The organism is Sulfuracidifex metallicus DSM 6482 = JCM 9184 (genome assembly GCA_032834875.1).
Classification (GTDB): domain Archaea; phylum Thermoproteota; class Thermoprotei_A; order Sulfolobales; family Sulfolobaceae; genus Sulfuracidifex; species Sulfuracidifex metallicus.
Window position 1 is genome coordinate 1,766,467 of sequence record CP135238.1, and the last position, 15,428, is coordinate 1,781,894.

Genomic DNA, 15,428 nt, shown 5'->3' on the forward strand with positions numbered 1-15,428 from the left:
CCCTTCCCTGCTTTTAACTTGACGGTATTGAGGAGACCCGTCGTGAGGATAGATGCCCCTCATTTATACGAGCCATGCCTAATATATTTTTGAGAAGATCGCTAAAGGAGTAAGCCTCTAAACTCCTTTAATTTGTTTCAAATTGTACGAAATTTTAGAATCACTCTACGCACGATAACAAATGACACTGTGGTAAGAATGATGATTAACACGAAATCTCGCAATCACTCATGGCGCTCGTGAGACACGTAAATACGACCTCCAGCTATTTTTCTTAGTTCCTCTTACACGGTCTACATGGGGAAATAAAGAGTAACAGACCGTTATCGAATTTCCTCTCGTCAAGAGTCCTAAGTTCACATGGAGAATTAATAAAAGGGAATTCTTTAGAGTTTTATCTCCTTCCACCATTATTCTTTATTTAGAGATATTCGTTATAAAATCTCTGGTTATAGCTTTGGATTTTAAAAGAGAAGGTCAGTGCATGATGATCCTGTATCACTACCTTTGTGTTTACAGAGAAGGGGGTTAAGGGGGCGGAAAGCCTCGCCCTTTAGGGCGGGGATGGATAGCCCACTTATATTTAAATAATTCTTTTTCTTAAATTCCATTAATGGCTAGGAGGGTTAAAGCGATCAGAGCTACTGTTTCGATGAAGATCGCAGTCTCAGACTCCCTCCTAGCCATCGTTAATAACTACGTTAAAGCACTCCGTTTTTCGTTGTTTTGGTTAAAGGAAAATGTGAAAAACCCGAATGAGAAGGGAGTGTTAGGGAAAGTCCACGAGGAGTTATACAAGAAGTTAAGAGAAGAGTACAATCTACCGTCAAAGGTTGCTGAGGACTGTTATAGGGATTCACTCTCGACATACAAGGGGTGGTACAACAACCCGAGGAGGGGGCGTTTTCCTAGAGTGTACAAACCTACGGTATGGTTAACGCCTAAAGCGAGTTATAGCGTGAACTTCGCGAGGATGACTGTTAGGATAACAAGTGTCGGCGAGCTATCAATTCTGGGTGATCCTAGAAACCTCAAGGAGTATACTAACTGGAGGATTAAGGAGGCTAGGTTAGTGATCAGAGACGATAAGGCTTTCCTCAAGGTCGTTTTTGAGAAACCGTTTGAGAAGGTTGAGCCAAAGGAAAGTGTTGCCGTAGACATTAACATGGCTGAAGTAGTAGTTGGCAAAGACGACAGAAACTACGTTAGGATTCCAACTCGTCTCGAAGAGGTTCATCACTGGAAGTCATTAGCTGAAAGACTACAAAGGAAGTACCCTAGAAGGTGGAGGGAGAATAAGAGGATCCTAAACAGGGTTCGTTCTTTTCACATAAAGGCTAAGAGGGTTATGGAGGATTTTGCTAGAAAAGTGGGGAAGTGGGTTGTTGAAGTAACAAGAATGATGGGTTCTAACGTCATTAAGTTAGAGAACCTTAAGAACCTCATCAAAAACGTAGATAAATTGCCTAAGGAGTTTCACGATAAACTCTACTTGATGCAGTATCGCCGTTTGCAGTATTGGATTTCTTGGCAGGCTAAGAAACACGGAATGATTGTTGAGTTTGTTAATCCTAGTTATTCATCAGTCTCTTGCCCTAAGTGTGGTAGAAGGATGGAGGAGAAAGGATATCGTTGGTTTAAGTGCTCATGTGGTTATGAGAACGACCGTGATGTAATTGCAATCATGAATTTAAATGGGAGGGGTTCTCTGAGCCTCTCGACTGCCCCTCAAATGAGAGATGTAAACCCGAATCGATGAGGGGAACCCTCGCCCTTTAGGGCCGGGAGGAAGTCAGCCTCTAACATGTACTGGGATACCCTCTCACGGAAGCCCAAAGCTTCAAGGTATACTATTCTAGGACAGTAGACGTAATGCTTCACCGTGGTACCCGTTATCAATCTCTCCATCACGCGATTCTAGTAATACACTCACTCGACTTTAAGCCTTGACTTAAATAGCTTTTATGACTATCTCGCTGATGCCCTGATTTAACCCGACTTTAAGCCTTGACTTAAATTGACCCGACATACTTCTACCTCTCTTCAAACGCCTTAGTGAGTCCTGACTATAACCCTACCTAAAAGCTTTACTAGTCAGAGTGGCGCTTGATGAGAGTTCACCATATTATCTTATCCTCATCTAAGTCCTCATCAGGGATTGAAATTCTCTTAGAAAAGAGGGACTCCGTGGTAGGGACTATCATGATGGAAAACCTTTCCCCTTCTTGAGATATTCTGTGGAGCCTTGAGAGACCTGATCTCACGTCCTTCAAAGTTGACGAGTTCATCTCCCCGACGAAGACGCTCAGTTGCACTCTTCTCAAACCCTTAGATTTGAGAAATGAAGATACCTTTTGCCTCAGGTTCGAGTCTGTTATATCGTAGAAAACCACGTAAAACATGGAATATAATATCATGGATTCCCGAGAAATAAGTTGTGGTTGAAAAGGATTTCGTAATGATTGACAAGTTAAGAAAAGATTTCATCACATCTCTAATTCTCGTAGTCTTCGTCTAGAATCGTGAAGACTTTTACATAAGTAAAGCTGTGACTGTGAGATTGTCCGCCTTCTAGGGAAATGAACAGAGAATGAAAATAGGTGGAGACTAGAATACTAAACCGTTGTTCATGGAAGGCATTCGGTACCTAGCTCAGGGTTTATTCGTAGATGGAGGAGGAATATTTAGATATGCTTGAGGTGTTCAAGGCTGGATTTGGTTTGCTAGGTTGTCAATTCTCTGTGCGATGAAAAAATTATAGCATTCCTTTCCCTCGTGTATTTCAAGATAATATTAATTAAAAATTATAGCGTTTAATTATATTAGTTATTAGAAATTATAGTTAAATATTTTCTATTAAATATAAGATTATTGAATAAGGCTCATAAAGTAGCCTATAATGCCCATCATATCTTTTAGTATAACATAAAAATAAGTTTTAAAATAAAATTTTTAGTATATTTAATAAATAATAAAATATATTGAAATTAAAATTAATAATATAACGCGTTCCTGGAAGGAAGAAACAGAGTAGTCATGTTGTGTATATATATATAGATACCTATTCTTAGATTAGATCATACTAAAAGATTCGATCCTTTCATGAAGATAATAAACGATGAAGTTCGAGTCTCCTTGCGACCAAAACGAAATCTTTAGAGTAGTTTTACGTTTATAAATAGAGAGATTTCTTTCAGTTAGTGTAAAAGACCATGCGACCGAGAAAGGTAAAGAAAAGGAAGAGAAGTAAGGTCGCATGATGAGGTTAGGGAGGTGACGTAAAATTTATAGGGGAGAAAGGAGAGGAAAAAGAGTAGAGGTAAATAAATGCCTCTGTTGAACCCATAACGGGATTGAAAGAAACGTATCATCAAGGTGAAGATGTACAATGTATCACTCGTTGAACCCATAACGGGATTGAAAGCTCAATTTCTTATCCATTTTTACCGTTATGTGTGTTTCCATGTTGAACCCATAACGGGATTGAAAGCTTCAAAGTGGGCCATGCAGAATGGGCATACGTATCTATGAGTTGAACCCATAACGGGATTGAAAGCCTATCCACTTCTTTAACAATTGTAAATCCTCTTGGTCAAAGTTGAACCCATAACGGGATTGAAAGGTTAAATCCATTTGAAATCACCGCTAAACATGAAGAATATCAGTTGAACCCATAACGGGATTGAAAGCTCAGGCCGCAGGGCCAGAAAAGGAGCTGAGGATCATAGTTGAACCCATAACGGGATTGAAAGAGAGAAATAATGCGAATAAAACTGAAAAATGATAAGTATCGTTGAACCCATAACGGGATTGAAAGTGTGTTTGGATAGTTTTGGTTATGTGTTTGTTTCTGGGTTGTTGAACCCATAACGGGATTGAAAGGTGGATCCTTACGTCCTAATGAGAAGAACGAATGAAACTAAGTTGAACCCATAACGGGATTGAAAGATAGTGGAATATCTTCTTAAAACATCTTTCAATAGTTGAATGGTTGAACCCATAACGGGATTGAAAGATATCATAACTCCAGAAACCGCAAATATGACATTCGTACAGTTGAACCCATAACGGGATTGAAAGAGGAGTGACGCCGTCGTGGAAAATAGAAAACGCAAGCAAGTTGAACCCATAACGGGATTGAAAGTCATATATTTGCACAATCTTGAGTTCATTAATTAACTCTTGTTGAACCCATAACGGGATTGAAAGAATAATTGGCGAGCAGGTTTTGTGCATTGTTTAATTTGTTGAACCCATAACGGGATTGAAAGCCCTTGAAGGGCCTTTGTTACGTCTGGAAGCTGTTCTAGTTGAACCCATAACGGGATTGAAAGTATATGGACATCTCCAATAAAGTTCTACCAGCCTTCAAAAAGTGTTGAACCCATAACGGGATTGAAAGAGAGTTACCTGCCTTGCCTCCACCAGGTACGGACCCGGTTGAACCCATAACGGGATTGAAAGTAGCCGAATACGAGGAGGCCAACGATTCCAACGGCAAGAGTTGAACCCATAACGGGATTGAAAGTTGTCACGTTTTTTGACATTAAAGACTGTCACGTCTTGTTGAACCCATAACGGGATTGAAAGTTTCTAGTTCTTTCCATCACATGATCATCTATTACGAATGAGTTGAACCCATAACGGGATTGAAAGAGATACTGTGTCTCATCAGTAGTAGGATAATTGTACACATGTTGAACCCATAACGGGATTGAAAGATTATACACATTTCTAGTTAATTTTTATCTAATAAAATTTAATTAATATAAAATTATCATAATAAATCATAAAAGATTAGTATCTTAGAAGCTCTCGATGAAACGGTATTACCAATTTATAACCCCCTTCATCAAGATATAATTATGGAAGGAGGCACTATAGCCTTCGTAAAAGATTGGGGAGCTTTCTTACACGTTAAAGACAACATGATAGTTTGCTCCTTAAAAGGGAAGGATATGTGGAGCGTCTCTCCAGTTGAGCTATCTTCCATCGTTTTTCTCGTCACTGGTTCGGTTTCTTCTGAGGTAATTGCGCTAGCTAACGAGTACGGGATAGACCTAGTCTTCTTCAGGAAAGGCGAACCTGTAGCTAAGGTGATACCCGCAAGATACGGCGGTTCCATGAAGGTTTGGCTATCTCAACTTAAGGCGTGGAAGAGCTCTCGGGTAAAGTATGCCTCCGTCTTTGTTAGGGGGAAGCTGAGAAATCAGAGGGTAGTACTCAGGTATTACGAGAGGAAGTACTCCCTTGACCTATCAACAGAAAGATTGCAGAAACTTGAGGAAGAAGTAATCACATGTTCAACTGTGAAACAAGTCATGGGAAAGGAAGCTGAGGGCGCCAGAATCTACTGGTCTTCGGTGAAGTCCCTTATTCCCCTGAAGTTTCCAGGCAGGAAAAGGAAGTCCGAGGATCCGTTTAATGTGGCATTAAACGTGGGCTATGCCATGCTCAGGAGGAGGGTATGGTCTGCAGTAATCTCAGCAGGCCTCAATCCATACGTAGGTTTCCTCCACTCTATTAGGTCTGGAAGGGAGTCCTTAGTCTTCGACTTAATGGAAGAGTTTCGTCCCCTCGTGGACAAGTTCCTCATAGGTAAGGCTAGGGAAAAAGGTGAGGAAGGCATCTCATTAAGGGAAGTTTATAGAGGACTTAGTAACGTTGGGGAGGACGAAGTATTCACCCAAGCGAGGAGGTTAGCCCGTTCATTCGAAGGAGAAGAGTACTCTCCTTTTCTGATGAAGTGAACAAAAGAAGGAAGAACTTGACGTTGATAATTAAAGGAGTTTTTATAGTGGGATAATCAAAAGAGCTATCAAAGACTTACAATATGTTAGGCACACATACATAATCGAGAAGTGTACGTCCTTAGAATGAAGTACTCTTTATAACGTTTAAACTCAAAAGATCTCGAAATCGTTAAACACGGAGTAAATTAAGCCTTATATAAAGTGTAGAATATTTCCGCGTTCCTCGGGATTAGGAGTTCATCTACGTAATGATGATGTTCGATATAATTCGCGTTAAACTGCGTAAAAGTTGTGTCAATTATAGATAATAGTAGCCTAAAACCGATGAGATAATTGCATGAATGGCTTTGATGCTCAAGATATCACATATAAATTATATGTCATTTTATTGAATGCTTTAGTGACAGAAAAAACTGTAAGGGTAAACTTTATACATTTATAGAATTTCTTAATTTAGTTGCTAGAGAATAAACAATGAACGTGTATAGCGTAGCAGTCCATACGGAGCTCCATTTACTGATTAGAGGGTAAGTGAAACGTAAAAGAAGAAGAGAAATTATACTCAAGATTTTTCATAATTAGGTAGGCAGACGTTAAGGTAAGTAAAATTATACAACAACAATAATAATATATTCATTTGTTAATATTAAAGATGTATGTGAAATTCTAGACATCAGAATGACATAGAGACATGAATGCTTTATACCCCTATCAAATCAAATTTAAATATGGACTTACATTCCACGACTCTTATATTAAGGTTTGAGTCCCATTCCATTTAAAACTTGTAGACATGACCGAGGAGCCGTGGGAGATATGAGGTACGTTAAAGAGATACTCAGAAAAGCAGAAATCAACGTTTCATGTCCAGAAATTAATTACGGGACCTAGGCAAGGCGAAGTCCTGAAGTAGGATTCCTTATCCATGAGGGTAGGGTAGTTGACCTTTTTCCTTGTGTAATAATATTTTTCCCTATGCGTAATATAATCAGGTTCAAAGAAAAAGAATTATTTTCAATAGATTCAGCTTCTCTATGGATTCAGATAGAATGATGATAAGATCTCCTTCATCTTCCATCGCCAGAGACCCCGTCCGTAAGGGCGGGGTAGTTTACTTCAGCACCTTGAACTCTACAGACTGAGGCACGTCTAACATGGAGAGGAAAAGAGAAAGGGGAATAACTCTATCCCTCACCGTGTCCTTGCTGAGCACGAAAACTTTCTTCATCCTGCCCAAGATTTTCTTCTCCTCCTTTACCTTACCGAACTTAACCTCAAATCCCGTCATTTCATTTCCTTTCACCACCACGTCTACCTCTCCCCTCACCTTAGTGTAGAACGTCTCGTAAAGTCTGGAGATATGAGTTACAGCCACGCTCTCCATCAACCTTTCCCCTGGAACGGAGACAGAAGTCCAGGAAGAGAATGCCTTATAGATGAATGGGTCGGTGAAGTAAAACTTCTTCTCCTTTCTTACCATCACGTTTCCCTCAAGATCTACCTGCTCCAGGACCTTGAGTAGGTACATCTTGTCGAGGAGCTCCACGTAACTTATGGCTGTTTTTACTGTTCCAACTCCAAATGACTTGGAGATGCTGTGATAGCTCAGTTCGCTGGAGGTTCTCTCCAAAAGTCCCTTCACGGTCAGCTTGAAGAAGGTCTCACTTCTCCTAAGCTTGTTTATATCGCTGATCACGCTCGACAAGAAATCATCAACTGTTACAGAAACCCTCCCGTAAGAGGAATGTTCCCTGATAGCGTTGGGAAAACCTCCGGTTACAAGGTATCTCTCCATAAGTTCGTTCAGAGTCTGAGTAAGATGGGAATATCTACCGAAGTTAGAGGTCACGAAGTTCAAGTCACCTCTTGGGAGCTTTACGTTAAACAGTTCCACGTACTTAGAGAAAGGTAATGGATACATGATCAAGTTCTTCCCTTGTCCTCTTCTGCCAGGGAAAGTTTCTATTTCCCTCCTTGCAGACACGGAGAGAGAACCAGTGACCACTAATACGTCGTTCTTAAAGTCACCCTTGTCTATCCTGCTCTTCAGTGCTCTGTGCCATTCCTTGGGATAAGTTATCTCGTCCAGGAGGAGGAAGGAACTAGTTATGTTGTTCGACTTCTTTATCCTCAGGTAGTCCTCAAGTATTTCGTCCAGTTCCTTGTAGTCTACTATCTTGTCGCAAGAGAAGTAGAAGATCGCCTTAGGATCTACGTTATCATCCAAGAGTTTCTTCACCAACAGGATCATTGCTGTAGACTTTCCCACTTGCCTTGGACCCAACACAAAGTTTAGCGAGAATGGAGAGAGGCTTAACTTTTGGATCACGTCAGGTACCCATTTCAATTGGGACTCTTCGAACTTCCTGAATATCTCTATTTCCTTTACCTTGTCCCTAGAGATCCACCATGGGTTATACTCCTCTATCATGTTTACTCACACTCCACAGAGACTTAAAAACTTTGTTTACTCACACTCCACAGAGACTTAAAAAGAAGGAAGGGAAGGTGAAGAGAAAATATAACAACAACAACGATCATTGAGGTATGAATGTTCGATTCCTCATGTTCTCTTCTTCCAGAGCAGGACTTGCAACTGCAGTTTTTATCTCAAGATAAATTAAGAGATACAGTTAGTCTCCTTCTTAATCTGGAAGGTGAGTTCGTCTTGGAAGTATAGCATCACAACACAAGCTGACTTCCTCCCCGCCTCAGAGAGGCGAGGCTTTTCGCCCCCTTAACCCCCCTTCTCTATAAATAACCTTATTATTTTCTGCATCAATTTTTGTAATTTTACCTTCCTCAAATTCTATTCCTTTTTGAGGTAAAGCCTTAGATAGATCTAACTTCCATTCTTCAACGTCTTTCACTCCGATTGAAACGTGAGGCATATCTAGCCTAAGCCAGCTGTATTTGCTTTCGTTAATCAGTTTAATATCAGCCTTACTTCCAACTAACCTTTTCAGCGTATAAGCAGGCGTCAAAGCTCCAAATCTTCCTCCTATAACTAATACCTTAGTCATTTTGTATCTAAATTATATATTCTTTCTATCTAAATTATATATTCTTCTTCATGATTTAAAACCTTTTTTATAATAAATAAATAAATTTCTAAAATATTTTTTTCAATAAAATCTTTTCTTAAAATAATTCATTATTAAAATATAATTAATAAATAGTTATTATGACGTAATATTATATATTATATTAATGCTGGAGTAGTATAGCGCGAGTAGTTCTGCGAGATTACAAACGGCTATCCTTGTTTCCTAACGTTAAGTTGAAGATAGACTCTTTGAAGTAAAGATTTTGTCCAAGTATTGAAGCCAGAGACAGGCCTTGTAGCCCTAGGTAAATTTAAAGTATTACTATTTTTACTTAGACAAGGAATTGAGATCAGGTAGACTTTAACATCCTAAAATAATAATAGCTATAATATACTAATTTTATTATTCTCATATCTACTACTTAATTAAAAGTTCAAGCGTATGGTAATGAAAAACGATAACCCATTTTTTAATTACATTCTGCAATTTCTCTGTTCCTCTTTCATGGCTCTCACCTTCAAGTAGAGCTCTCTCTCTATATATATATATAGAAGAATGAAAAGTTTCCTCGGGTTTTAACTTTTCCTTACTATTTTTTATATTAGTTTAGGATATTTTCTGAATAAGGAATGAGACATTCTTCCTTCGGATTTACGTCGTTAGTAGTTAGTTCGTTTTTCGATCGTGATATATTCTTGTTCAGTATCATTAACTAAGGGTAATTTAGGTCCGAGTTTCAAAAGACTATCACTTTAACTTTCTCAACTAGTTTACATTGAATGGATATACTACGAACCTTTATGTGTTAACTCATGCATTTATCTATAAGAGATAATCTCTAGTTACGCGAGGAAATTCATCTAGACACAGAAGAAAACTTTTGTGTAGGACTTAGCATTATTTCCAATATAGGTATCTAAGAAGTAGTCATAGTGTACCGTAAGATACTATTATCTTTGCCTTTCATTTCATAGTTTATTTTAGCCTTCATATAGGAATAGAGCTTTTCATTAAAAATATTTCACTAATTTTTTAAGATTATAGAAATAATGATTATAATAATATAAGTTTAGCTTTTATTTATTAAAATCTGTTATAATTATTGTGGAAAGAAAGATTGAGGAAAGACATTATGTTTTCTTCTGCGTTTCTCTCATTCTATATCTATTAGCAGATAATGAAGGTAAAGTGGTAGATTTCCTTAATTATCTTTTAGATCCTTTAGGTTTATATGAATTTCTTTCACAAAAATAATAAGTATTGAAAGATACTCTTGATCTAGACTCTTTTATTCTGAAAACAGAAGAAAAGAGGGTCAAACCAGAGAATTCCAATGTATGAAGACAGACTAATATTGTAAATGCATGAATTTGACTCCAAAGAGGTCTTTCATTCATCACTCTCCGCTTAGCTTAGATATGCTCTCCATGTGAAGGCTAAATTTTACTCACGCGATGGAAAATTAAGGGATGAAAAGAACGTAAGAAACCTTAAGGAAGCCCTCAATACGGCTGAGGATCATTTTTTAATAGAAATATATGACGATCATGGAAAAAGACTACTCGTATATATCAAGTGTTTAAATCTGGACGGAAAACCTCAACGGCATAAAATCCTCTAAGATTCTAGGAATTCAACTATTATTTTTTATATAAAGTAGTAATTCTTAATGAAAATCCTTTTTTAGATCTCTTATATTTACTGATAACTGGTTTTTCAGTACTACTTTCGTTGATTATAACCTAAATCTAAACTCCAGATGTCAGGAAAGTTTTTATCTTGATCTAAGGACAAGTTTCCATGATCAAAGTAATCTTCGGCGATTCGAGGAACATGAGTGAGATCGTTGATGAAAGCGTGGGTTTAGTGCTAACTTCACCTCCCTATTATAACGCTCCTTTCGATTTTCCAGATCTCTTTCCCAGTTACTCCGCCTACCTAGACCTCCTGAAGGGTGTAGGAAAGGAGGTTCACAGAGTCTTGGAAAAAGGTAGGGCTGCGGTTTTCGTTACCGCAGACGTGAGGATCGACGGAGTACTTTACCCTATAGTTGCAGACCTCATAAAGATCATGCAAGACTTAGGCTTTAAATATCAGGAGAGGATAATCTGGAAGAAACCCGAGGGTTACATACGCATAAGCAGAAGGAGTGGTGTACTAATTCAACACCCTTACCCTCTGTATTTCTATCCAGATAACATTTACGAGGATATTGTAATATTCAAGAAACAAGGTAACTTCACTCCCAAGAATAAAGAGGAGAGCAAGATAGATATTACCAAGTTTCAAAGGGAGAAATGGTACTCTAACGTTTGGGAGATAACTAACGTTCTACCTAACAACAAGTTATCTAAGTTTACTGCTCCTTTCCCCGAGGATCTTGCCAGGAGAATCATCACCTTGTACTCATACGTGGGAGACGTAGTTCTAGACCCGTTTACTGGCACTGGCACTACTTTGAAGGTCGCCAGAGAGATGGGGAGGAACGCAGTGGGATACGAGATTGATCTGGAGCTGAAAGACGTAATTAGGGAAAGGATCCCGGTAAGTACACTCTTCGGAGAAGAAAAAGTAGAGTTCCTAGAAAGAGAGGATGCGAAGAGATTATCCTCTAATATGCGTGCCAAGATTAATGAAAAATTGGAGAACAAGAAAGTGAGTTGACTTGAGATTTGAGGGTGTTGTGGAGGGAATACGTTATCAGCCTACATTCAGGTTACCCAAGCTTGAGACCTTTGAAGACCTTGAGGATGGGATCAAGAGAAGGGCTTTCTTCAATTATTCGCATGAAGGTCAAAACTTCGCGGTCAGTTGGTGGGTCTCACCTAAGAGAACTAGGTCTTATCCATATGCAAGAGTATACAATACCTTGCAATCACAGAAGAGAGTAACTATAATACCCATAGTTAAGGATGAAGGGAAAGGAGGTGATAGAGACTTTCTACAATGGGATACAGTCTCCCTCATGACTTTGCTTCAGGTTTACGTCGTAGTAGCGTACTATGAAAGGGCAACCTTGAATCATAGAATTAAGGATAAGATTACCTCTCAAGAGTTTGATTATGAATATCTCAGGAAGAAATTTAAGGAGTTATCGTCATATCAATCGGATGCCTATCATTGGAACCTTGAACAGCTATCGCCATCCAACATTGAAGAGATTGGGAGGAAAGCCGTAGAGTCTTACGAGAGAATATCAAAGGAACTTAACGTCGAGATGCATGATCTGAAATTTGCAATGAGAAGAATAGAGGAGATAAGTAGGAGTGCAGATGAGTTCAAGAATAATTCTAGGAAGAGGTCTATGGAGGCACAGAGCAGGGAATTGAGGACGATTCAACCTAAAGAAAGAGTAAAGGGTGAAAAGGCTTCAATAGATATTCAAAACTACTTAGGTGGACTTTACCACTTCACCTTGGATGAAGCTTACATAAATCAGCGACGTCGTCTGTATGGTGGAGGCTAAGAACTCTGCGGGCCGTCCACTTCCATCAGAGGATGACATAAAAGATGGACTCATGAAAATGATTGTTTACTCTAACCTCAAGAAGCTTTTCTACTTAGAGAAAGAGTCAAAGTTTCAGATTGCAAGAATAAGGCCAATACTGAAGCTTACTGGAGGAGGGAATCTATGTGACAAAGATTATGAAATTCTGGAGGACCTACTTCATGAGGCTAAGACAAATAACTTTGAGGTACTTTATCAGGAGAGAATAGTAAAGAAGGATGAGAATAAAGAGCTGAGATATATGGATTTCGTCTGTTGACATGAAATCTGCACGTTATACTTGATTACCTCTCACATTGTGAGGTTTCTCTCTAGTTCATATTTACATCTCTTTTTGAGATAAATATGGATAATTCCTGAGATCCATGATCATGTTGGAAAAGTTCTTCCTACCGCATAACCTATAGTGACAATGAACGTCATTTATCTTTTATTCTCGTTCGGGTTATAGAAAACAGGAAGAGTCACGATTGACGTTCTTAGTAATTACCTTATTTTTCTCTCCACCGTTAAAATCTGCGTCACTATATAACACGTAGCTTATCCCGAAAATGTGTGTCATCTATGCTCTTCATGAGGCCATCTAACTATTCCATGTCGATGAAGTATTCACAACTAAGGATTTCTCGATAGTCCGCTGGAAAAGTCCCAGTTATCATCCTAACCTTCAAGCTTAGGCTCTTTACCACAAAATTATGAACCTCTTAAATCCATTATATATTAGGTATATACCCATATAGCATAATGGGAAGTAAAACTATCACTATTGAGGTAAGTGAAGAACTAGCTAGGCTAATCGAGAAAATGATTCAACTGGGAATAGCTAAGTCAAAAAATGAAGCAGTTAACATGCTTATAGAATCAGGAAGGAGTGAAGTGGAGGAGAAGATCAGGAAACAAGAAGAGGTACTCAAACTGGTGGATGAATGGGTAAAAGAAGGTTTTCCTTACAGACATCTTGATATGTCAGACCTAAGACAGGAGAGGACAGAGAAATCCGTCATTAACAGCGACAGGTAAAAGCTAAAATGAGCTACTATAAAAAATAAGACATTTATTATCTCGATACTAACATTATTCTGTCTTATAGTAGAGGACGTACACTTCGATAAAGCCAAGAAGTTGAAGAAATTAAGTCATTTAGTCACTGGGGAAATAACCTTGATAGAGCTCAGCTCTTTCTTTTCTAGGAAGATTTTAAGTACCATTCTACATAAACGTCGAACCCTTAAGAGTAAAGAGTGATAGGAAGCTAGATTACTCCACAAAAGTACATCTTATCACGTTAGTATACTTTTTACAGATCTCTAGATCATCTCTTAGAACTATTCCCTTACTCTTAACGTCCCAAATCACGGGATTATTCTTCCTGATTGCCTTATCGAACTCCCCTTCATTTATGGGGATGACTTCGAAACCTGGGGGAAAGTCCAGCCTCAACCCCAACAGAAGGTACGTTGATTTTATGAGAAGCTCGGCGGAAATCTGACAGTTTGTAGAGGAAACGTCATACAAACCCTCCTTGAACGATTCCTTTGAAGCTTTCAGGTAATTCAAAGACCTTTTGCAAAGAAGCACTGCATTTTGAAACGAAGACACATGAAAGCTAATGTTCTCGTGGTAAAAAGAATTACTGATATAAGAGGCTAAACAGTGGGATAAAATCAAGTAGGTTGGGTTTCCAAAGAGGATCTTCATGGTTTACATCTGTCTTGAGGAGAAGAACTTGCTCATAGATGCGTTAAAAATACGTTACAAGATAAACTTTGAGCTAACTCTATTTAATTTCAATTATCTCTTCCTCTCTTTCTAGATAAGTGAAGAGATCACCGTCTTCATTCTCTCAAAGTTCTCTTCCATTTTCTCCATTGGGTCTATGGAAACTAGGTAAACCTTTCTTCCATCCCTGAGCTTCAGGTCTATCCATCCTACAACTTGTCCGTTCACCTTTCTTTTCATCATTTCCTCGTAAATCCGGATAGTGCTCTCCTCCTCTCCCTGTTTAGCCTTTCTATTCAGTAAACCAGGAAACACAAGTAATGTAGCATCAGAACTAAACTCGTAAGTGTAAGCCATTGCCTTAAATCTGCCCTCCGTAATGTACGTTGGACTGAGGGAATACTTACATTCAATTATTATTAATTTCCTTTTCCTTTCGCTCTCCTTTATTATGGAGAGATCGGGTCTTCCTAGTACGCTTTTAGTGAATTTCTCGTCCATGGCATCAACACTCTCGATCAGGTCTTTTATACCGTAAGACGTAGGATCTACGTTAAACGCTAAATGAAGAAGTTCGTTTCCTAAGCTCCCTTCCATGAAACCTTCCTTTCCCTTAATAGTGAACCCTTTCTCCTTTAGTACTTTCATGACTATCATGTATACGAAGAGCTCGTAAAGCTTGCTGATTACTATCTTGACGTCTTTCCTCCCTCCTCTGGATTTGATTCCCATCTTGCTCCTCTTCGAGATCAAGTAGGCGCGATAACTGTTTCTCAGCCAGTCGGGAGAGTTTTCGTCTATTGAGGGAATTGACGGCTCGGGAAGCAACTTTTTTCTCTCATATGCCTTTTTGATTTCTCTTCTCATTTCATGATAGAAGCTGAAGGGCTCAATAGCGGAATAGTTCAACTTGTCTTTAGCGTTTCTCAATGTCTCCCTTGCTATCCAGGCCAGAAAAGATAGCTCCTTAGACCTTAGATTTGGCTGGAGATAAGCTACATTGAAGGGAAGGGTAGTTAATGACCTGGAAACATCTAGGATTCCATACACATCTTCTCCGGTTTCGGATAGGTATTCCCTTCTAACCCACTGATCCCTTAACCCTGAGTTGATAGCTCTGTTAACTGTCCTCAGAGCCGAGTAAGTTAAGTACGCTGAAATGACTTGTTGAGCATCATCTAAGTTCATGGCGTCAACTTTATCCAGGATCCTACTTAGCTTAGAGAAAGAGTCCACTCCCCTATATTGTAAGTAGAATCTGGATGTAAGCTCTATAAGACGTTTATCTCTAGCGTTAAGTGATTTCCGTTGGTTTTGATTTCCCTTCAAGATATCATTGATAGGTGAAAGAAAATTATATATGTTAATTATTATCGCATAATCATAAAATGACTATCTTCT

12 protein-coding genes and 1 CRISPR repeat array are annotated in these 15,428 nt (G+C 38.8%); of the genes, 7 read left to right on the forward strand and 5 right to left on the reverse strand.

The genetic code is table 11. The annotated features are described in order from the left end of the window. Positions 1–613: 613 nt before the first annotated feature. Entirely contained in the window at positions 614–1,759 is a 1,146-nt protein-coding gene (locus tag RQ359_RS09690) for an RNA-guided endonuclease TnpB family protein (RefSeq protein WP_156016645.1), read from the forward strand. Between the two features lie 358 nt (positions 1,760–2,117). On the opposite strand, the gene cas2 is transcribed toward RQ359_RS09690, so the two are convergent. Continuing rightward, the gene (gene cas2, locus RQ359_RS09695; protein WP_240900069.1) at positions 2,118–2,417 is read right to left on the reverse strand and encodes a CRISPR-associated endonuclease Cas2; all 300 of its coding nucleotides are present in this window, start codon (positions 2,415–2,417) and stop codon (positions 2,118–2,120) included. 918 nt (positions 2,418–3,335) lie between these two features. Then, positions 3,336–4,721: direct repeats of the CRISPR family, unit length 25 nt; unit sequence GTTGAACCCATAACGGGATTGAAAG. A gap of 144 nt (positions 4,722–4,865) precedes the next feature. On the opposite strand from cas2, the gene cas1 reads away from it, so the two are divergent. After that, positions 4,866–5,750, forward strand: a complete 885-nt coding sequence (cas1, locus tag RQ359_RS09700) for a CRISPR-associated endonuclease Cas1 (RefSeq protein ID WP_457921191.1) — start codon at positions 4,866–4,868, stop codon at positions 5,748–5,750. Between the two features lie 1,114 nt (positions 5,751–6,864). Here cas1 and RQ359_RS09705 read toward each other — a convergent pair. Then, positions 6,865–8,184, reverse strand: coding sequence for an ATP-binding protein (locus RQ359_RS09705; RefSeq protein ID WP_156016640.1), 1,320 nt, complete (start codon positions 8,182–8,184; stop codon positions 6,865–6,867). A gap of 120 nt (positions 8,185–8,304) precedes the next feature. Here RQ359_RS09705 and RQ359_RS09710 point away from each other — a divergent pair, with 120 nt between their 5' ends. Then, complete coding sequence (locus RQ359_RS09710) at positions 8,305–8,433, forward strand: hypothetical protein (RefSeq protein ID WP_457921192.1); 129 nt, start codon at positions 8,305–8,307, stop codon at positions 8,431–8,433. Positions 8,434–8,464: 31 nt separating this feature from the next. Here the strand turns inward: RQ359_RS09710 and RQ359_RS09715 are convergent, their stop codons facing one another. After that, positions 8,465–8,776 carry an NAD(P)/FAD-dependent oxidoreductase gene (locus RQ359_RS09715; protein WP_206338981.1) on the reverse strand — a complete coding sequence of 104 codons (312 nt, stop codon included), beginning with the start codon at positions 8,774–8,776 and terminating at the stop codon, positions 8,465–8,467. A gap of 1,824 nt (positions 8,777–10,600) precedes the next feature. Between RQ359_RS09715 and RQ359_RS09720 the strand changes: the two genes are divergently transcribed. The 4 genes from RQ359_RS09720 to RQ359_RS09735 all read left to right on the forward strand — a co-directional run bounded on the left by RQ359_RS09720 (position 10,601) and on the right by RQ359_RS09735 (position 13,328). Continuing rightward, positions 10,601–11,464, forward strand: a complete 864-nt coding sequence (locus RQ359_RS09720; protein WP_156016638.1) for a DNA-methyltransferase — start codon at positions 10,601–10,603, stop codon at positions 11,462–11,464. Position 11,465: 1 nt separating this feature from the next. Then, positions 11,466–12,266, forward strand: a complete 801-nt coding sequence (locus RQ359_RS09725; RefSeq protein ID WP_457921193.1) for a hypothetical protein — start codon at positions 11,466–11,468, stop codon at positions 12,264–12,266. Then, the gene (locus tag RQ359_RS09730) at positions 12,256–12,567 is read left to right on the forward strand and encodes a hypothetical protein (protein ID WP_457921194.1); all 312 of its coding nucleotides are present in this window, start codon (positions 12,256–12,258) and stop codon (positions 12,565–12,567) included. The genes RQ359_RS09725 and RQ359_RS09730 overlap by 11 nt, the downstream gene beginning before the upstream one ends. Before the next feature lie 485 nt (positions 12,568–13,052). Then, positions 13,053–13,328, forward strand: a complete 276-nt coding sequence (locus RQ359_RS09735) for a hypothetical protein (RefSeq protein WP_054839330.1) — start codon at positions 13,053–13,055, stop codon at positions 13,326–13,328. Positions 13,329–13,565: 237 nt separating this feature from the next. Here RQ359_RS09735 and RQ359_RS09740 read toward each other — a convergent pair whose 3' ends face one another. Beyond that, positions 13,566–13,907, reverse strand: coding sequence for a HEPN domain-containing protein (locus RQ359_RS09740; RefSeq protein ID WP_338116974.1), 342 nt, complete (start codon positions 13,905–13,907; stop codon positions 13,566–13,568). A gap of 210 nt (positions 13,908–14,117) precedes the next feature. Continuing rightward, positions 14,118–15,263, reverse strand: a complete 1,146-nt coding sequence (locus RQ359_RS09745; protein ID WP_157043071.1) for a hypothetical protein — start codon at positions 15,261–15,263, stop codon at positions 14,118–14,120. Positions 15,264–15,428: the final 165 nt, after the last annotated feature.